13 protein-coding genes are annotated in these 18854 nt (G+C 39.5%); 7 read left to right on the top strand and 6 right to left on the bottom strand.

Annotated elements, in window-relative coordinates:
* Positions 1-13: 13 nt before the first annotated feature.
* Together H6G41_RS06165 and H6G41_RS06160 are read left to right on the top strand one after the other, a co-directional pair.
* Positions 14-952, top strand: coding sequence for a nuclease A inhibitor family protein (locus H6G41_RS06165; RefSeq protein WP_190744608.1), 939 nt, complete (start codon positions 14-16; stop codon positions 950-952).
* A gap of 30 nt (positions 953-982) precedes the next feature.
* Positions 983-1900, top strand: a complete 918-nt coding sequence (locus tag H6G41_RS06160) for a hypothetical protein (RefSeq protein ID WP_190744606.1) — start codon at positions 983-985, stop codon at positions 1898-1900.
* Positions 1901-1903: 3 nt separating this feature from the next.
* On the opposite strand, the gene H6G41_RS06155 is transcribed toward H6G41_RS06160, so the two are convergent.
* The 3 genes from H6G41_RS06155 to H6G41_RS06145 all read right to left on the bottom strand — a co-directional run bounded on the left by H6G41_RS06155 (position 1904) and on the right by H6G41_RS06145 (position 8085).
* Complete coding sequence (locus H6G41_RS06155) at positions 1904-3154, bottom strand: serine hydrolase (protein ID WP_190744604.1); 1251 nt, start codon at positions 3152-3154, stop codon at positions 1904-1906.
* Positions 3155-3183: 29 nt separating this feature from the next.
* The gene (locus H6G41_RS06150) at positions 3184-4878 is read right to left on the bottom strand and encodes an adenylate/guanylate cyclase domain-containing protein (RefSeq protein WP_190744602.1); all 1695 of its coding nucleotides are present in this window, start codon (positions 4876-4878) and stop codon (positions 3184-3186) included.
* 372 nt (positions 4879-5250) lie between these two features.
* Complete coding sequence (locus tag H6G41_RS06145; protein ID WP_190744600.1) at positions 5251-8085, bottom strand: BPSL0067 family protein; 2835 nt, start codon at positions 8083-8085, stop codon at positions 5251-5253.
* Positions 8086-9096: 1011 nt separating this feature from the next.
* Here H6G41_RS06145 and H6G41_RS06140 point away from each other — a divergent pair.
* The 3 genes from H6G41_RS06140 to H6G41_RS06130 all read left to right on the top strand — a co-directional run bounded on the left by H6G41_RS06140 (position 9097) and on the right by H6G41_RS06130 (position 11675).
* Positions 9097-9594, top strand: a complete 498-nt coding sequence (locus H6G41_RS06140) for an LptA/OstA family protein (RefSeq protein ID WP_190744598.1) — start codon at positions 9097-9099, stop codon at positions 9592-9594.
* A gap of 28 nt (positions 9595-9622) precedes the next feature.
* On the top strand, positions 9623-10351 hold the full coding sequence (lptB, locus tag H6G41_RS06135; RefSeq protein ID WP_190744596.1) for an LPS export ABC transporter ATP-binding protein: 729 nt from the start codon (positions 9623-9625) through the stop codon (positions 10349-10351).
* 208 nt (positions 10352-10559) lie between these two features.
* Positions 10560-11675 carry an LptF/LptG family permease gene (locus H6G41_RS06130; RefSeq protein WP_190744795.1) on the top strand — a complete coding sequence of 372 codons (1116 nt, stop codon included), beginning with the start codon at positions 10560-10562 and terminating at the stop codon, positions 11673-11675.
* 162 nt (positions 11676-11837) lie between these two features.
* Here the strand turns inward: H6G41_RS06130 and H6G41_RS06125 are convergent, their stop codons facing one another.
* Positions 11838-12455: a CP12 domain-containing protein gene (locus H6G41_RS06125; RefSeq protein ID WP_190744594.1), complete on the bottom strand. Its 618-nt coding sequence runs from the start codon at positions 12453-12455 to the stop codon at positions 11838-11840.
* Between the two features lie 406 nt (positions 12456-12861).
* On the opposite strand from H6G41_RS06125, the gene H6G41_RS06120 reads away from it, so the two are divergent.
* Together H6G41_RS06120 and H6G41_RS06115 are read left to right on the top strand one after the other, a co-directional pair.
* Complete coding sequence (locus tag H6G41_RS06120; RefSeq protein WP_190744592.1) at positions 12862-14016, top strand: hypothetical protein; 1155 nt, start codon at positions 12862-12864, stop codon at positions 14014-14016.
* A complete protein-coding gene (locus H6G41_RS06115; protein WP_190744590.1) occupies positions 13997-14203 on the top strand; it encodes a hypothetical protein in 207 nt (68 codons plus the stop codon). Before H6G41_RS06120 ends, H6G41_RS06115 begins: the two co-directional genes overlap by 20 nt.
* On the opposite strand, the gene H6G41_RS06110 is transcribed toward H6G41_RS06115, so the two are convergent.
* Together H6G41_RS06110 and H6G41_RS06105 are read right to left on the bottom strand one after the other, a co-directional pair.
* Positions 14196-17378, bottom strand: a complete 3183-nt coding sequence (locus H6G41_RS06110) for a GAF domain-containing protein (protein ID WP_190744588.1) — start codon at positions 17376-17378, stop codon at positions 14196-14198. The two genes, H6G41_RS06115 and H6G41_RS06110, sit on opposite strands and share 8 nt — an antisense overlap.
* Before the next feature lie 345 nt (positions 17379-17723).
* The gene (locus tag H6G41_RS06105; RefSeq protein WP_190744586.1) at positions 17724-18809 is read right to left on the bottom strand and encodes a RuBisCO accumulation factor 1; all 1086 of its coding nucleotides are present in this window, start codon (positions 18807-18809) and stop codon (positions 17724-17726) included.
* Positions 18810-18854: the final 45 nt, after the last annotated feature.

Raw genomic sequence — 18854 nt, 5'->3', positions numbered from 1 at the left:
AATCTCTGAAATTATGCAACCAAAAACAGAGCAAATTCTAGCAACACTACAAGTTATCATCGAGCCTCAATCAGGCTTTACGTTACCTGGACATGAAGCTGGTGGAGATATTTCTCCTTTTGTTTGGGAGTTATCCCAAAATGGTGAATTTAATATACTTAATCTCAGCCTTGAGAAAGGCTGGTTAAAACTTACAGATATTGATGCCACAATTAAAAATTGGCAGACAATGGATTATGCAAGTAATTTTAATAGTTTTTCTTTAAATTCAATTGAGAAAACTGCCTGGGCTAATAAAATAGAAATATTATCTCAATTACTAATTCAGAATTTACAAGACTTACAATCTTTTAATGTTAAGACTTCCTCGTACTTCCCAGAGAATAATTTAGTTGGTTTGATTGTTGGTAAAACTACAGATGGAAACTGGATTGCTGTTTTTCATACCCTTTACAAAGAAACTAAAATTCCACAAGAAGAACTTTCTCGTTCTCCCATGATTCATCATATCTCTCCTCAAGCATTAGGAGATAATACACTCAATATAGTCTCACAACTTCAAGCCATCACATCAGAACTAGGAACCATTCATTTAGCAGGAGATATTGGTGGTGGATATTACTATAATTACGATTATCAAATCGTCTATGGTGCGGCTGAGACAAAAGAAGCAGCAATGGCACAGGCTCTACAAGCTTCGGAAATGTTAGAAATTGGCATATTTCATAAGTTTTTTTCTGAGAAAGAATACTTGCCAAGGTGGGCTAACAATTTAGAGGCAAAATATGCAAAATACGATAAATTAAACAAATTTTTGCATCATACTTTTGCAGAAGTAATGATGTACAGATTTAGCTTTTGGACTCAGGAGAATATCTATATTATTGGCGAAACTTCAGGAGGCGATTGGGCTGGTTTATACATAGAAAGCGAATTTGTGTATAATCCATAGTTTTGAATATTACAATTACGCCAAATCACTATGAACGCTGAAACAGAAAAATTGCTCGGTACATTAGAAATCCTCTGTTCTAATGCTTTTATTTGGGAAACTATCTACCAAGGAGAATTTAACCTATGGAATTTGATGATTTCTCAAAGATTTGTCAGCCTAACAGACATAGAACTAGCTTTTGAACATTGGCAAAATATTGAGGAATGGGGAACGCCTACAAATCAAAAAGAATATGGTGAGTATGCTCCTACTCGTTCCGAACGCAAAAACAATAACTGGAATGAAACTATTGCTGCTGAACGCCAAGAATATTATCAAAAAATTCAGCATATCCTGACTAAAAATTGTCAAAATTTGCAAGCTTATAGTTTATCTATCCCCAAATCAACCCATCAAAGTTTTGAATGGAGACACCCTGATTTTTCTGTATCAATATTAGTAGCTGAAACTAAAAATAATAACTGGTTATGTCTTGCGCCTACTGTTCCCGATCAAGTCAGCTATAATCGCCGTAAAACAAACCCACCCACAACGAAAATTTTCCGTGAAAAATCAGTAACTTTAGCCGATGAAAGTTTAATAACCGAAATTCAATCATTTCTCGATCATCTCACGCCAATTACCATTTACGGCTACTATCACGGCGGATATAACTATACTTATGAACATCACCTTGTAGGTGCATACGCTAAAACTAAAATATCTGCCATTGAACTTGCATTGCAAGCCGCAGCAATGGTAGTAATAGAAAAGCCAACAGTTGAGTATGCTAGTGATGCCTACAATAGCCGCAAACTCAGCCAATTTATGAACCAGTGTTTAAAACATCGCACTCTCTACAATATCAGTTTTTGGGATATGGGTTACACCTACGAAGTCGGAAAAACCCCACCCGGTGATTGGATTGGCGTTCGTTCCACCAGTGAATTTGAATATAATCCTTAGCAGTTAGTTTTTTAAACCCGCGATCGCACTACTATATATTGTCATAAACCGAGATTGTTCTAAAGGTGCGTCATGATTCCAGGTTCCCACAACACAATATTGTTTGCCATTCTTCGCTTTGAGCCAAGTTGTCAAATTTAGCACCCCTGATTCCGAACCACCTTTAAAAGCCACTCGTTCCCAATCTCCCGCATTCGCTACCCCAGGATTGATACTCATTAACGGTAAATCAGCAACTTGCTCTATCAAACTACAAAGTTCTCGCGCCGTAAAAAACCACTCAATATCTAAAGCTACTGGGTTTCCAGTAAATTCACTGACATCAGGTAAGGACTGTTGATTCAGGGATTGTAAAATTTCGCGTTTTTGTTCTAAATTACTATTACGATAGCGTTTTAGTAACTCTTGGTTCTTCGCACTTTTGAGGATAAACAATTCACGGGTAGTTAAGAAGGGAACGTTGCGGGGTGTAATCTTTTCTATTATCGGTCGTCCAATAATATTAATTAAAGCATCCGTGGCGGTGTTATCACTTTGAGAAATCATCAAAGCTGATAATGTCTGCAAAGTTAACAGCGAACCATCCGGCCAGGTTTGTAAAATCCCAGAAGGTAGAGTTTTCCATTCTGATTTTAACTCTACAACATCCCCCCACGATCGCTCTTTGGCAGCAATTTGTGATTTCAGCGTTTGCAGAACTGCCAACTTAAACGCCGAACCCACAGCCAAAGGGGTATCAGCATTTAACGCAGCTCGTTCTGTTCTCCCTTCCAGAACCAGAAAACTCACCTTACCCGGTAAAGTTTTCAATTCGGCGATCGCTGCTTTTAAATCTTGGGATTTAGCTACGGGCGGTTGAAAAAATAGCATGGCAATTTTACCATTGCTATCGAGAGAGATTTGCGTCGGTACATAACCACGCGCAAACACAACTCTGTAATTTTTACCTTGTTCTTCTACTTTTTGATAATCGCCTAATCCTTGTTTTAAACTAGAGATAATTTGCTCAATCTGAGAGATAGGCACATGAGCTAAAAACTCAGAACTAAACCAATCAGCTTGTACTGGTTCAGTAGTTAATAATCTTTCTAAAGCAGCTTTCGGCATCATAGATTTTTGTAGTAATTGAATTTGGGAAACTGGTAGTGACTGTTGTTTTTGCAAATTAAATTTTGTTTCAAAATTACCCCAATTACTATTTAAAGCCACTACCGCAGACGATATAACTACATTTATGCTTACAATCTTTAGCATTTAGTTTGGGAAACTGACGATAGATTTTTCTATAAAAGTACTGATTTTTCTAAATCTTCTACTTGAGATAATTTTGATGGCAGTAAATTCCACATTAGCCGATAAAGTTGTAAAGGCTTATCTTGTCCTTTAACTTGTACTAATGGCATTTTTTCTAAAGGTAAATTTAGCGCCCGGAGTCGCTCGAATGTAGTTTGAGATATGACTATTTCACCAGCTTGGGCAACATTACAGATTCTACTAGTGACATTTGTTGTGTCCCCAATAGTAGCGTATTGAATTAATTTTTCTGAACCAATATTACCAGCAGCAACCTTTCCTGTATTCAATCCAATATGAATTTGAATCGGTTGTTTACCTTGCTGCACCCACTTTTGATTGAGTCGCAGCACAGCCCACTGCATATCAATAGCTGCTTGTATGGCTCTTTCTGGATCGTCTAGCTTGCGATAAGGCGCACCCCAAATTGCAAATAAAGCATCGCCAATATACTTTTCTAAAGTACCTTCATAGCGAAAAACAATCTCCTCCACCATCACTTCAAAGTACTCATTAAGCATTGCAATCACTTGACGCGGTTGCATAGTAGAAGACATTTTTGTAAAATTACTAATATCAGCAAATAAAGCTGTGACTTCTGTATCGACAATACCCAGGTTTCCTTCTTCTCTGAGCTTTTTTCTCACAGCTTCGGGAAAGAAACGCTCTAATTTATTCCGTATTACTGCTTCGGCTTGCATTTTATTGTAGAGATTAGCGTTGTCAATAGCGATCGCCGCTTGGTTCGCTAAAGCAGTGACAAACTCTACATCTTCATCCGAATAAACATCACACATGGACAAATTATCGACGTACAATACTCCAATCACCTCTTCTCTGGGTTTGAGAGGAATACAAATTGAAGCCCGAATAGTTTGGACAAATATAGATTCCGAATCATGAAACCGATTATCCAAGCAAGCATCAGTAGTTAAAATTGCTTGGCCATTTTTATAAACATAATTGGTAATATTTTTACTATAAAATTGATTATCCTGAGGAATTCCTACACCTAATTTAACGGCGCGGGCATCAAGTTTTTTGGTAGTTTCATTTACCATTAAGATAACTGCTCGGTCTACATTCATAATCTCGAATAATAGATCGAGAATTTTTGCTAACAATCGATCGGGTTCTTCAGGAGATGAAAGCTGTTTACTTACCTCTAAAAGAATTTTTAACTTGTCTACTGTTCGTTGATTACTAGCCCTTTGTGGTAATCTCAGCAGTGAATCACTTCTGCCTGGATTATCTAGTAAGTCCTGAATTTTAAAGCTACTTGGTTCAGTAGAGAATTGCTTGATAATGGTTTCTGAGATAGGAGTTACTTCATAATCTTCTTCACCTAACGGTTCTGGCAGTAAATTAGGATTCTTAGTAGTTTGGGGCGTGTTATTGACTTTCTGAACAAACTTTAACTCTACATTTCCACAATTAATCAAGTCTCCATTTTTTAGTTCGCACTGATCGATTTTTACCTTATTCACGAAAGTGTGGTTAAGACTTTGCAGATCCTTAATGACGATTCGCTCATTGGTGACTGTAATCTCGGCGTGGTAACGGGATAGGCTCTCATCTGCGATCGCGAGCGTATTATCGGTAGAACGTCCGATCGTGTTGACTCCAAACATCAACTGATGAGCTTTTTCTTGATTAGTGTTGGGAGCATAGATTAAATAGAACATATTCCGCCCTCACATTTCCACCTTGCTGGAAAATTGCTTTGCTGACTTAAAGAATAAACTTTTATGCCATAGATATAACCTTCCCACATGATTTGCGATCGCAAGTCCGGATAATTACCGATCGTTAGCATATCTACGTAAATAACTAAATAAGTAGTCTCTCCAAGCACATACTATCAGTAAATACTCAGAAAAAACGACTATTGACCCAGGAGCAAAGGCAAATAGGATTGCTATCATATAAGATTCACAATCCTAAACATAAATTTCGTAATCTAAACAGATATCTTTATTTTTGGCATGGGGAAGAAGCTACCAATGATACCCAATTCCCCAAGCGATCGCTTAACTTCAATACATAGCTATATATTTTTAAACTTGAACAATATAATAATTATCTGCATCGTTAGTTCCTGAGCTATTAGTGCGAATAAAGTGTTTCTGGACATATTGCTTCCAATTCCAATTCTGATCCCATACATAGAAACCAGATACTCCATACTCAACTCCATAGCCCGCAAAGATTGCAGTGTGCTGGCGACTATAATCTGGAGGGGTGTCATAAGTATTATTTGGGCCGAGGAAAGTTGCAATGGCGGTACCCACAGCCACATTGCCATTTTCCATCACATTAGCGCCTCGTTTCCAATTATAGGTTGACGTAGTGTTACCAGTTGCGTAAGCAACTAAATCCCAACATTGAGCGCCATAATAGCCATCCATATCAAAAGATAGACCATTCAACTGTCCATTAATCAATGTTGTTAGCTTCTGAGAAGTAGTCATCAAACCTAGAGGTGCTGTCAGACTCACGGGACTTAGTTGAATTTGCCAATCAACAGGCGCATTTCCGGCGCTCACTGGTGCTGTCGCTTGAACATTATCATTAACTAACCAGACATCTAAGTTAGTATCATTACGCAACAAAATATCTGAGATCCCATCGCCGTTGAAATCAGCTACACCTTGAATTTGCCAATCAACAGCAGCATTTCTCACCCTCTTTACAGCAGTAACTTGAGTATTACCATTAACTAACCAGACATCGATATTAGTATCATTGCGGAACACAATATCTGATATCCCATCACCGTTGAAATCAGCTACACCTTGAATTTGCCAATCAATAGCAGCATTTCCCACCCTCTTTACTGCTGCAACTTGAGCATTACCATTAACTAACCAAACATCGAGATTAGTCCCATGACGGAACAAAATATCTGATATCCCATCGCCATTAAAATCAGCTACACCTTGAATTTGCCAATCAACAGGAGCATTTCCCATCCTGATTGGTGCTGTCAGTTGAACATAGCTATTGACTAAGTAGACATCGATATTCGTCCCATTGCGGAACAAAATATCTGATACGCCATTACCGTTAAAATCAGCTACACCTTGAATTTGCCAATCAACAGGAACATTTCCCATCCTAATTGCTGCTGTTAGTTGAGCATTACCATTAACTAACCAAACATCGATATTAGTATCATTGCGGAACAGAATATCTGATAAGCCATTACCGTTGAAATCGGCTACACCTTGAATTTGCCAATCAACAGCAGCATTTCCCACCCTCTTTACTGCTGTAACTTGAACATCACTATTCACTAAGTAGACATCGATATTCGTCCCATTGCGGAACAAAATATTTGATACAGCATTACCGTTGAAATCAACTACACCTTGAATTTGCCAATCAACAGCAGCATTTCCCATCCTGATTGGTGCTGTCAGTTGAACATCGCTATTGACTAAGCAGACATCGATATTCGTCCCATTGCGGAACAAAATATCTGATACGCCATTACCGTTAAAATCAGCAATACCTTGAATTTGCCAATCAACAGCAGCATTTCCCATCCTGATTGGTGCTGTCAGTTGAAAATCGCTATTGACTAAGCAGACATCGATATTCGTCCCATTGCGGAACAAAATATCTGATACGCCATTACCGTTAAAATCAGCAATACCTTGAATTTGCCAATCAACAGCAGCATTTCCCATCCTGATTGGTGCTGTCAGTTGAAAATCGCTATTGACTAAGCAGACATCGATATTCGTCCCATTGCGGAACAAAATATCTGATACGCCATTACCGTTAAAATCAGCAATACCTTGAATTTGCCAATCAACAGCAACATTTCCCATCCTGATTGCTGTTGTCAGTTGAACATCACTATTGACTAAGCAGACATTGATATTCGTCCCATTGCGGAACAAAATATCTGGGACATCATTACCGTTAAAATCAGCTACACCTTGAATTTGCCAATCAACAGGAACATTTCCCATCCTGATTGCTGCTGTCACCTGAGCATTACCGTTAACTAACCAGACATCGATACTTGTCCCGTTCCGAAATAAAATATCTGATATCCCATCACCGTTGAAATCAGCTACACCTTGAATTTGCCAATCAACAGCAGCATTTCCCATCCTAATTGCGGCTGTCACTTGAGCATTACCATTAACTAACCAGGTATCAATACTCGTCCCATTGCGGAATAAAATATCTGAGATCTCATCACCGTTGAAGTCATCTTTATTGACTCGTTGTTCAACTTTAAGGGATTGACCATCAAAAAAAATGGTAGTGGTATCATCTTCAGCACGAAGCTGATTCATCCGTTCTACAGTCAGTGGATTACCAAAAATCAATTCTGTTAATATTTCGCCTTCATCACCAGGCGAGTCAATATGACTAACATAAGCATCGATAAAGTGTGTTTCTTCTTCAACCAAAACTTTACCAATAGCGATTGGATTATCTAGATTTTGGATGAGAAAATCTCTATTAATATAAATGGTATTTGTACTTTGACTATAGGCACCTAATGCACCATTCATTTCTTCACGAGAGAGGAATTTTAGCTCTGGTAATACACCATAATTTCCACCTAAAATGTCCGCACCTAATGCTTGTGCTTTATGAATATCAAAAGATTCTCCAAAAGCAATTTCAGCATTAGCCGTAAAGTTACTTTTAAAAATACTGCCAGCCGCATAAACTAATGCTTTGTCTGGATTAATTTGATGTTGCCATGCTTGGATAAGAGTTTCACCAGCTAATGCCAAAAGTTGCTGTGATGTAGATATTTGGGAATCTGCTGGTAAAGAATTTAGATCATAGTTATCTAAAAAATTCCCAGCATGATTTAACTCTCCCATAGGAGAATCAATGTGTATTTGTGTATTGTTAAACATAGTCAAATTGGTTTCCAGATAGGAAACTCAAGCATTAGTTATTAATTGAAAAATTGTTTTGGTGTAAGACGTTCGGGATAAAAAAACCGAAAAATTTAAAAAATCAGCCAATTATATTGATAAATGCGGTATGCACGCCAAGTTTCAGTTGTTTTGATTCATGCACATCAATGGGTACATAAATCAAAACATCCAAAAAAAATAAAATATCTACGCCAATTACCTTATTGGTCGCTTTCAATTCAAAATTAATTGCACTATACCTGAGAAATTTTTAGCACTGGATCGCGGAGCCAATTACAAAGTAAAATCATCATCAAATCACCAATTATTTATGTAAGCTAAATTACCCATTAAATCTGCCGAACTTAGTCTATGACTGAGTAATTTCATCCTTCATCCCGCAAATGTACTGATGGATTAAAGCATGAGTTGGCTAAGCTTAATATGTAATTCAAGTTACTTGAATATTTATTCACTACATGATGACAAATGAAGTTGAAGTGTGACTATCGCGCGATCACGTAAATTCTGCTGATGCGGCTAAATTTAATCTCAGTTTGATACAGTAGAAAGCGGCACAAAACAATGATGTGTGGGAAATTAGGGTGATTGTTGGTGATTATTGGTGATTGTTAGTTATTGGCGATCGCATAGTGGACTGATATAGGTGGAAGGGAGGCGATCGCATTCTCGCACTACATATTACGTATTTATACTAGTGTTTAGTAAAAATAATAAATACTTAGATAATTTTAGAGTAAAATATTACATTACAAGGCTATGTGACTGGATGTAATTATGCAGGGTAGTTTCCTATTCAGTACAAAGCTTGCTTTTATTGTCACCAAATCTAGTGCTAAGCGTGAATTGACACGAAACCTTAAGCTTGGGCTAAGCGTCTATAGCGTTAGCATTTATCTGAAATTAGTCCCGATGGGATTTTTTACCTTTGGATGAAGTTGTTGAGATAATTAAAATACAAGCTGAAATTTTAAATTGTAAATTGTTATGATGCCCTCCTATCAATTGCCCAGAGCACAAATCCGTCGCTTGGCTTTAAACTTAGTTTTACCCGCTACACTCTTGGGTGCAATGGTGATTCCTCCCCAAATGCAAACCGTGACTGCACAAACATCTGAGGGAAATCGCCCTTTAACAATTCGCTCTGATGTTCAAGAATATGATGCTAAAAGCCAAGTAGTAACAGCTCGCGGGAACGTGCAAATGTTATATCCTGCAAGGCAAATACAAGCCACAGCAACACAAGCACAATATTTTAGCAAGGAACGCCGGATTGACTTTAGTGGCAATGTCTATATTTTGCAACAGGGTGGCAATAGTATCCGCGCTGAGAGAGTGACTTATCTGATAGATGAAGGAAGATTTGTGGCTTTGCCCCAATCTAACCGTCAGGTAGAGTCTATTTACATGGTACAGGACTCCGAAATGGGCGGACAATCTGCAAAACCTGCGCCGAAGACACCAGATCTCAAAGGTTCTAATTAGTTTTTCCGGAGAAAGGGCATCTGAAAAAGTGAAAATTAATTTGGAGAATATCCATAAATCCTACGGTAAGCGACAGATTGTCAATCGTGTTAACCTTTCTGTTGCCCAAGGAGAAGTTGTTGGTTTATTAGGGCCGAATGGCGCAGGTAAAACAACAACCTTTTATATTGCTACAGGGTTAGAAAAACCCAATCAGGGAAAAGTTTGGTTAGATAATCTCGATATTACCTCAATGCCAATGCACAAGCGGGCAAGGTTAGGTATTGGCTATCTGGCGCAGGAAGCAAGCGTTTTTCGCCAGCTTTCGGTACGCGATAACATACTCTTAGTACTAGAGCAAACCAATGTACCACACTGGGAATGGTCAGGGCGGATCAACAATTTACTGCGAGAGTTTCGTTTGGAAAAAGTAGCTAACAGTAAAGGAATTCAACTTTCTGGTGGTGAACGTCGCCGCACAGAATTAGCCAGGGCTTTAGCTGCTGGTAGAGAAGGGCCAAAATTTTTGCTTTTGGATGAACCATTTGCTGGAGTCGATCCCATAGCGGTTTCCGAGATTCAACAGATTGTAGCGCGACTTCGCGATCGCGGTATGGGTATCTTAATAACAGATCACAATGTCCGCGAAACTTTGGCTATTACCGATCGCGCCTATATCATGCGCGAGGGGCAAATTCTCGCTTTTGGTAATGCTAATGAACTTTATAATAACCCGCTCGTGCGCCAATATTATTTAGGCGATAATTTCCAAGTCTAAAACCAGGAGATTGTTGAGTCTTTATTCTTAAGTTTTAATCCAGAGAGTTCATTTTTTTCAGCGCCTGGGATTTGGTTTTCGCGCTTTGTATTTATTATAAATCTTTGGCTGTGTCTGGGTTCTAAATATTTAATTAATCAATTGGCGTATGATTTCCAAAAAGCTCACATCTTATTACACCATCAATTCGCTGATGCCTTTTACGATCATGGATCGCTACCTCACCAGCGAATTGCTACCACCATTTTTATTTGGGGTGGGAGCTTTTTCATCAATTGGCGTCACAATTGATGCCGTATTTGACTTAGTCAGAAAAATCGTAGAATCTGGGCTACCCATAGATATCGCTCTGCAAGTTTTTATTTTAAAACTGCCAACGTTTATTGTTTTAGCCTTCCCTATGTCCACTTTGTTAGCTACTTTGATGACTTATAGTCGTCTTTCTAGCGAAAGTGAACTTATCGCCCTGCGGGGCTGTGGGGTAAGTGTTTATCGCATGGTGATGACTGCTGTGATGTTAAGTCTAGTTGTTACCGGGCTGACATTTGTATTTAACGAACATATAGCACCAGCAGCCAGCTATCAAGCAAATACAACTTTGAATAACGCCCTAAAATCTGACAAGCCAATTTTAAAACAGCAGAATATTTTCTATCCCGAATATCGAGATGTCAAGGGTAAAGATGGAACGACGAATAGAATATTAACACGCTTGTTTTACGCTGACCAATTCGATGGTAAGCGTATGACAGGTTTGACAATTATCGATCGCTCCGAAGAAAATCTCAATCAAATTGTTGTTGCCGAATCAGGGGAATGGAACGCATCACAAAATGTTTGGGATTTTTATAACGGCACTATCTATTTAGTATCTCCCGATCGCTCTTATCGCAACATTCTCCGATTTGACAAACAACAACTACGCCTTCCGCGCACAGCATTAAGTTTGGCAGAAAAAAGCCGCGACTACGGCGAAATGAACATTTCCGAAGCCTTAGAACAACTAGCTGTAGAACGCTTAGGTGGCGATCGCCAAAAAATTCGCAAACTCGAAGTCAGAATTCAACAAAAAATTGCCTTACCCTTTGTCTGTGTAGTCTTTGGCTTAGTCGGCGCAGCAATGGGAACCGTACCCCAGCGCACTGGACGCGGTACAAGTTTTGGTATTAGCGTCATTGTCATTTTCTCTTATTACTTCCTCAGCTTTATTACTGGAGCCTTAGCCCAAGCAAATATCCTCTCTCCTTTTATGGGTGCTTGGCTACCTAACTTTATTGGTTTGGGAACAGGGCTATTTTTATTGATCAGAGTTGCTCAAAGGTAAAGGGCATGGGGCATGGGGCATTGGGTATGGGGCATTGGGCATTGGGCAGAGAAACAATTTTGGATTTTGGATTTTAGATTTTAGATTGAAATCCAAAATCGCAAATCTAAAATCTAAAATTCCTTGTCCCCCTTCCCTAGCCCCTAGCCTCTAGCCCCTTGGCTAACTATACTGCCGACATTCCGGGGCTGCTGGGTTGTCTTTACAGTATTCTTGAAAAGAGAGCTTGGCTGATTCCATACCTTCAGCTTTTTGATGGGCTGCTTCTGCTTGGAGTTCTTCAACTTCATCCCAAGCGGCGGCACAGGCTTTAGAGTAGGCTCCTTGTTTGGTACAAATAGCACGAGCTTGGGCGATCGCTTGTTGAATTCTCTGTTCTAGCACCAAGCCTTTTGGCGCTTCGACAAAATCACTTTTTGTCAAAATATCGGTAATAGAAATAATCCCTAACAGCTTACCTTTAATCACAGGTGCCCTACGAATACCAGTATTAGCAAATAACCGCGCTACATATTCCACACCCAACTCAGGATTGACAACAATGCAGGGCTTGCTCATAATTTCGTAAATCCGTATTCCCTTGGGGTCTTTACCATAGGCTGTGACCTTATACACAATATCTGTTTCAGTAACTATGCCATAAGCATCATGCTCGTGACGACGATCTACAACCAAAGCACGCAATCCTTTTTCCTTCATTAGTTCCACGGCTTCAGCAACAGTTGCTGAACCACGGATAGTCACTACGCTTTTGGTCATGATATCTTCGGCTTTCATCATTGCTGGAGTCTCCTGGTAAATAGGACTATGCGATGCGAGAACAAGGCTGGTAATGCCTTTATCGTCATATCTAAGAAAGCAACGCACATTTGAGTAACTAGAAAAGAGCTACAACCATAAACTTAGACCAGCTTTCAATTCCCGATGATATCTAAAATAACCATCGCACAAAAACAACTATCTCATTCCCACAGGAAAACCTTGTTTAATAAAGTCAATCAGTAAAAAGTAAAGTTTTCACGAATAATTTTCCATCACTAATGACTCATGAAGATTGAACAGTTAGGATGAAATCAACCGTAAAATTTATTTGAAATTTTTCTCAAAACAAAAATTTTAGTTATCTCTGTCTTCGGAAATTACTTAAACTCTGATCGCATCTCAGTAAATTCCTCTAAACAAACCCATGTCAAATCATCATTATCCCCCTGCTTACTTACGTTACCTGAAAGCTCGACTATTGAATCTAGGGCGGCCTAGCTTTTGGTTAACAGCAATTTGTTTATCTATTTTTGGGCTAATTACCTGGGAATATCTCTTAGATCCAGATGTGTTTACTCAAAATCAAAATCAACAAGCTAATTCCCCCAAGGTAGTTGATTCCTCACTTTCTACTGAAGACCGAGCGGCGATCGCAGATATTGATAATTTACCAGCCCTAACTCAAGACTTAGAACAAGCAAATCTACCCGCAGTCTTAAGTATTCCTAAAGAAAATTTAAACGACAAGAAGAACCAAAGTTTATTTGATGATGTCATTAGTCAAAAATCATCTGCTACCAACGTAACTAAATCCAATCCTAGTCTCGGAATATTTAACAGTACATCAACTTTCCAAAATAACAACCCATTTTTAGTCCAAGCAGATAATTTATTGCGTTCTGGTTATAGTCATAGTTCATTGTTTGGTGCAAAATCTTCACCTAATTCCTCAGAAGGAATAGAAAATGCAACAACACCAGTTAACTCAAATCCAGCTAACAAAGCTAAAAATTCTGTAAATATTAGCCCATTAGAAGCTGCTATTAATCAAGCCCCGAAGCAAAATAATCCTGATTTTAATAGTCCAGTTTCTAGCCCGAAAAATATTATGGGGTCTAGTTATGATAATGGAATCACATCAATCAACCAAAACTCTTTTAACCCGATAAATATTATGGTTACGCCCTCAGACAATGGCATAAAAATACCATCAACTAATAGCGTACCTACTCAAAATTTAGCACCTAATAATAACTTAAATACGGGAATAAATTATCCTCAACCAACAGCCACAAACCTGACTCAAAATGCTTACCCTAACTTCAATAACAGTCAGCCATTACCCAATGGAATAGCAGCAAAACCAGTGACACAACCAGTCACCTCAGGTGTCAGTAATATTTCACCATATTCTGCACCAACTTCAATACCTGCTGTTGTCAACTCGTCAACGCCCACAGTGTATGGTAACTATGGCGTGCAGCAACCTACTCAACTACCACAATCTCGCATTTCTCTACCGCGCCCAACACCAGGGCCTTATGGTGGGGTTCAGATTAATGGCTATACTTATCCTTAGAAACTCCAAACAAGAAAAAAGCGATCGCCTTGAAAAAAAGAGAGGGCGATCGCAAATAATTAATGTTTATTTATCACCTAGACAAAATTCACAATGGTGGCGGAATTTATTGAAAGCGGCGAGAAACTCCACCCACACTTCGACAAGCTCAGTGCATCGCAAGGTGGTGGAGTTTTTCATCATTTAACTACTGATTTTTTAGCTATTTCTTGACGAATCGGCAGTTCAACTACAAATTCTGTACCTTGACCGAGTTCAGATTGGCAGTAGATTTTGCCATGATGTTTATCAGTCACAATTTGATAGCTAATCGAAAGTCCTAATCCTGTTCCTTTGCCAACAACTTTGGTGGTAAAAAATGGATCGAATAGCCGAGATAGTACTTTTTCATCAATGCCAAGTCCGTTGTCAATAATCCGAATAGATATCCAATCTTTATTGAGTAAAGAGGTAGAAATGCGGATGGCGCTGGGTTTGACAGCGACTACTTCCGGAGATAGCCGGGCGTTTCTGTCTTCCAAAGCATCAATGGCATTGGAAAGTAAATTCATAAATACCTGATTCAATTGACCAGGATAGCATTCAATCAGGGGTAAGGAATCATATTCTCTACTCACATGAATAGTTTGACTATCACTTGAGGGCTTCAAGCGATGTTGCAAAATCATTAATGTACTGTCGATACCTTCATGAATATTTGCTTGTTTAAAATCGGCTTCATCTAAGCGCGAAAAATTCCGTAAAGAGGTGACAATATTACGGATGCGCTCAGTCCCAACCTGCATAGATTGAAATAATTTCGGTAAGTCGTCAAATAAAAACTCGATCTCGGCTTTTTTCCAAAATTCTTGTACTTCTGTTGCGGCATAAGGGTGATGATGCTGATAAAGCTCTACACATTTGAGCAAATCTTGAGTGTATTGATGGGCGTGTTCCAAGTTACCGTGAATGAAATTAATCGGATTATTAATTTCATGAGCTACCCCAGCCACTAATTGTCCCAAACTAGCCATTTTTTCCGCATGGATGATTTGCATTTGGGCAGTGCGCAGCTCGTTTAATGCCTGGGCAAGTTGATTGGCTTCTTCACGAGTTTGTCCTAATAAACTTGATTGCTGGAATAAGTTGGCTTGACGTAAGGCTACACTGAGTTGAGCCGCTACTTGGGTGACAAATTCTAATTCTGCTTCTTCCCAATTACGTGCATGGGTGCATTGGTGAATACACAATAAACCCCATAACTCGTCACCTTCCATCAGTGGCACAATAATTTGGGCTTTGACTTGGAATCGCTCAATTATATCTAAATGAGGCACTTTGGAACCGATGCTGTTGACATCAGATATGACTTGTACTTGCCCTTGGCAATACTGCGGTGCATATTGGTCACCAAAGCAATAGTCTTGTACCTTGACAGCAAGAGTAGAATCGAACTGGGGTAGCACATCTTCAGCAATAAATTCACCGCTACAAAAACCAACATCAGAGTCAAAACGAAAGATGCCGACGCGATCGCAGGTGAGCGATCGCCTTACTTCTTGGACTATGGTTTGAAATATGGTTTCTAAGTCCAGGGATTCCCGCAGTTTGACAACTAAATCAAAGAGAATTCGCCGCTGTTCAGCAGATTTGTGCATTTCATCGGCGCGAGTTTGGATTTGAGTCATCATTTGCGAACTTTGCAGGGCTACTCCTAGTTGACTAGCAACTTGCCCTAAAAATTCCACTTCCACCGTATCCCACTGACGGGGCGCAGAATGTTGATAAGCAGCTAGCAATCCCCACAAGTTGCGGCCGACAAAAATTGGTGTCAAGGCATAAGCTCTAATTTTAAACTGCTCTAAAATCTCTAGGTGACAGCGGGAGTGTCCGGCTTGATAAATATCGTTGACAGCAAAATTTTCGTTGTTGCGGTAGCGTCCACCTTTGGTTTCTTGCAGGTGGGTATCATCCCAAACGAGATTTTTGCCAAAAGGATTGATACTGTCCCACTGAGCCTCAACCATGCCGAAATGACTGACAAATTCGCCACTCCAGTCTGGATAAAAGCGATAAACGCCGACTCGCTCAACTTTTAGTAATTTACACACTTCTTGGCAAGTGGTTTTGAGGATTAAATCAATATCTAGGGAGGAGCGAATTTTGCCTACTACTTCTGTGAGGGCGCGTTGGCGGGCGATCGCATCTTTGAGGGCTGAAGCTTGCTGTTTAGATTGAGTTAAATTCTCGGACTGCTGAATTGCTACTCCCAATTGTGCCCCTACTTGTCCGAGAAACTCAACTTCATAATTTGCCCATTGGCGAGGTTCTGAGTGTTGATAAGCTGCTAACAATCCCCATAGTTTTGGCCCAATAAATATAGGGACTAAAGCATAAGCCCGAATCTTAAATTGCTCAAGAATATCGATGTGACAGCGAGTGTGTCCGCCTTGGTAGATGTCGTTAACAGCAAAACTTTCGTTATTACGATATCGCCCACCTTTAGTTTCTTGTAAATAGGTATCTTCCCAAACTAAATTTTTGCCAAATGGGTTGATTCTATGCCACTTCGGTTCTATAGTCCCAAATTCACTAACAAATTCCCCACTCCAGTCTTCATTAAAGCGGTAAATCGCTACTCGCTCTAGTTTGAGGAGTTTGCAGAGTTCTTGACAAGCTGTGTCGAGAATAATTTCGGTGTTTACAGAGGAGCGAATATTGCCCACTACTTCTGTTAAAGCGCGTTGTCGAGCAATTGCATCTTGCAGTTGGGCAGTTTGTTGCTTGCTTTGTTCTAAAATTTCTGTTTGTTGTAATGCTATGCCTAAATGACTAGCTGCTTGGGCAATAAATTCGACTTCATGCCCATACCAATGGTGTGGCGCAGAATGTTGATAAGCTGCTAGTAAACCCCATAATTTTGCACCAACAAAAATCGGGGCGATCGCATAGGCCCGAATCTGAAATTGTTCTAATACTTCAATATGACACCGCGCATGTCCAGCTTGGTAAATATCAGCCACAGCAAATGGCTCATTTTTACGATACCTTCCCCCTTGGGTTTCTTGTAAATGAGAGTCTTGCCAAACTAAATCTTGTCCAAAAGCTGTTAGCGTATCCCAGGGAGATTCTGCAAAACCAAAACGATTGATGAAAGTACCACTCCAGTCTGCGTTAAACCTGTAAACTCCTACTCGCTCAATTTTCAATTGCCGACAAATATCTTGACAAGTAGTTGAACACAGGGATTCAAGACTTATAGATGCCCGAATCTTTGCTAAAATTCTCCCCAGGATTTTTTGGTACTGAACTGTCAGCTTTAAGTGTGTTTGACAATCTTCAAGCTCTAATTGGCTTGAGATTTCATCATCTTTTATTCTCATAATTTTTATAAAAAATTAAGCTTCTAGGTTCAGTGTTCCCGGATTTATTTTTCTAATCACACACATCTCGAAAAATTCAATCTGCTGAATTAAAACAATAAATAATCCTAGAGCGAGAATTTATCCTACTTACTAAGTTTTAAGTCGATAAATGCAAATTTTCTCTTGCTTTTGATTTTTAGGCTATCGCCGCTAAATTCAGAATGCGCTACATCGCTAACAAAATCACCCCTTTGAGTTATCAGAGGGGTGATTATAAAGTCTTTTTATGACTCAATCGATATGTAGTTAATCTGGCAACTTCCACCATATTCAGTTGCCGTAGTTTCAGCGCAATTAAAATCGTTATTCGTCAATTTGCCAAGAATCTTTGGTAAATTCTTCATCCAGAATTTTCTTAGGACGCAAGATGATAATTACTTTGCCTAATAAAGGAATGTCTGATGCAGTTTCAAACCACTGAATATCAATTTCGCCAGAATTATTGACAATAAAGTAGCTAGAAGCATCCCATTGACGTTGAGCGCGATCGACAATTACCAAGACTTTTTCTAATTTATTCTGTGTTTGGTTAGGTAAGCGATCGCTATTAGCTAAAATTACAACTGGATCTTCAGCACTTAAAAGCACTTGCCAACCTGGTAATGGTACCCAAGCTTGCTCGCCTGCAAATTTGACCATACGAAATGGTTCAATTTCGCTGACGAAGGGCACAGCTTTTAAAGCATCTGGTGTTAATGGTAACTCTCCAGCCACTGGGACAATCCTCGGTAATTCTTCTTCTGATTCCAGTCGATAAAAGGGTATGAGGGGCGCTGGACGTTTTGGTTCGACAGTAAAATCTGTCAGTAATTGTTCTATTTGTTTCCTAGCTGTTTGCGTGTTTGCAAATCGTAAACCTTTGGCAATTAAACGCGATCGCTCTTGTAAATCCGAGTTTTGCTTGGCGAGTTTCCATGCATGATAAGCTACAGCATCACCCGGATGGTCAGAAAATCCTTCCGGAAAAGTGCGGAAACGGGAATACTCTTTAATGGCTTTCGCTACTTCCCGCGCTTCATCCATATCTAGTTTGTGCTGGAAAGTCAAATCAGCCGCAGCCGCCCGTTCTTCGTGGGTGAGCAAGCGTAACTCATATAAAATATCGCTGCCGCGTGTAGCATAATGCGATCGCGTCGCCTCTGAAGCACCACCTTGTGCTAAAGAATTGTAGACTTGAGAACCAACAACCACCTGATTTTGTTGAATCGGCTCAAATCCAGTGGCTTCAAAAATTTCTTGATGATTATAACCAGCTTTTTGTAAATAGGCGATCGCTTGACCCCATTCCACCCAATTACCTTGCTTTTGCCGTAACTTCCGCAACAACTCTTGGGTGGTATCTAAATCAGCGTTGTTAGGATTTTGAGAGTTGGGTGGTAAGTCAGTCATACGTAAAAAATTAATACCTGATAGGCAAGTCTTATTTTATCGGAA

Source organism: Tolypothrix sp. FACHB-123, from assembly GCF_014697075.1.
Taxonomy (GTDB): domain Bacteria; phylum Cyanobacteriota; class Cyanobacteriia; order Cyanobacteriales; family Nostocaceae; genus Aulosira.
Note: the sequence above shows the minus strand (reverse complement) of the source record. Positions and strands in the feature narration are given on the sequence as shown.

What these genes read in the sequence shown, in the direction of transcription:
- H6G41_RS06145 (WP_190744600.1), bottom strand. Translation starts at nt 8,085, where the DNA reads ATGTTTAACAATACACAAATACACATTGATTCTCCTATGGGAGAGTTA.
- H6G41_RS06120 (WP_190744592.1), top strand. Translation starts at nt 12,862, where the DNA reads ATGTCAAATCATCATTATCCCCCTGCTTACTTACGTTACCTGAAAGCT.
- H6G41_RS06125 (WP_190744594.1), bottom strand. Translation starts at nt 12,455, where the DNA reads ATGATGAAAGCCGAAGATATCATGACCAAAAGCGTAGTGACTATCCGT.
- H6G41_RS06130 (WP_190744795.1), top strand. Translation starts at nt 10,560, where the DNA reads ATGGATCGCTACCTCACCAGCGAATTGCTACCACCATTTTTATTTGGG.
- H6G41_RS06105 (WP_190744586.1), bottom strand. Translation starts at nt 18,809, where the DNA reads ATGACTGACTTACCACCCAACTCTCAAAATCCTAACAACGCTGATTTA.
- H6G41_RS06160 (WP_190744606.1), top strand. Translation starts at nt 983, where the DNA reads ATGAACGCTGAAACAGAAAAATTGCTCGGTACATTAGAAATCCTCTGT.
- H6G41_RS06150 (WP_190744602.1), bottom strand. Translation starts at nt 4,878, where the DNA reads ATGTTCTATTTAATCTATGCTCCCAACACTAATCAAGAAAAAGCTCAT.
- H6G41_RS06140 (WP_190744598.1), top strand. Translation starts at nt 9,097, where the DNA reads ATGATGCCCTCCTATCAATTGCCCAGAGCACAAATCCGTCGCTTGGCT.
- H6G41_RS06165 (WP_190744608.1), top strand. Translation starts at nt 14, where the DNA reads ATGCAACCAAAAACAGAGCAAATTCTAGCAACACTACAAGTTATCATC.
- H6G41_RS06110 (WP_190744588.1), bottom strand. Translation starts at nt 17,378, where the DNA reads ATGAGAATAAAAGATGATGAAATCTCAAGCCAATTAGAGCTTGAAGAT.
- H6G41_RS06115 (WP_190744590.1), top strand. Translation starts at nt 13,997, where the DNA reads ATGGCTATACTTATCCTTAGAAACTCCAAACAAGAAAAAAGCGATCGC.
- H6G41_RS06155 (WP_190744604.1), bottom strand. Translation starts at nt 3,154, where the DNA reads ATGCTAAAGATTGTAAGCATAAATGTAGTTATATCGTCTGCGGTAGTG.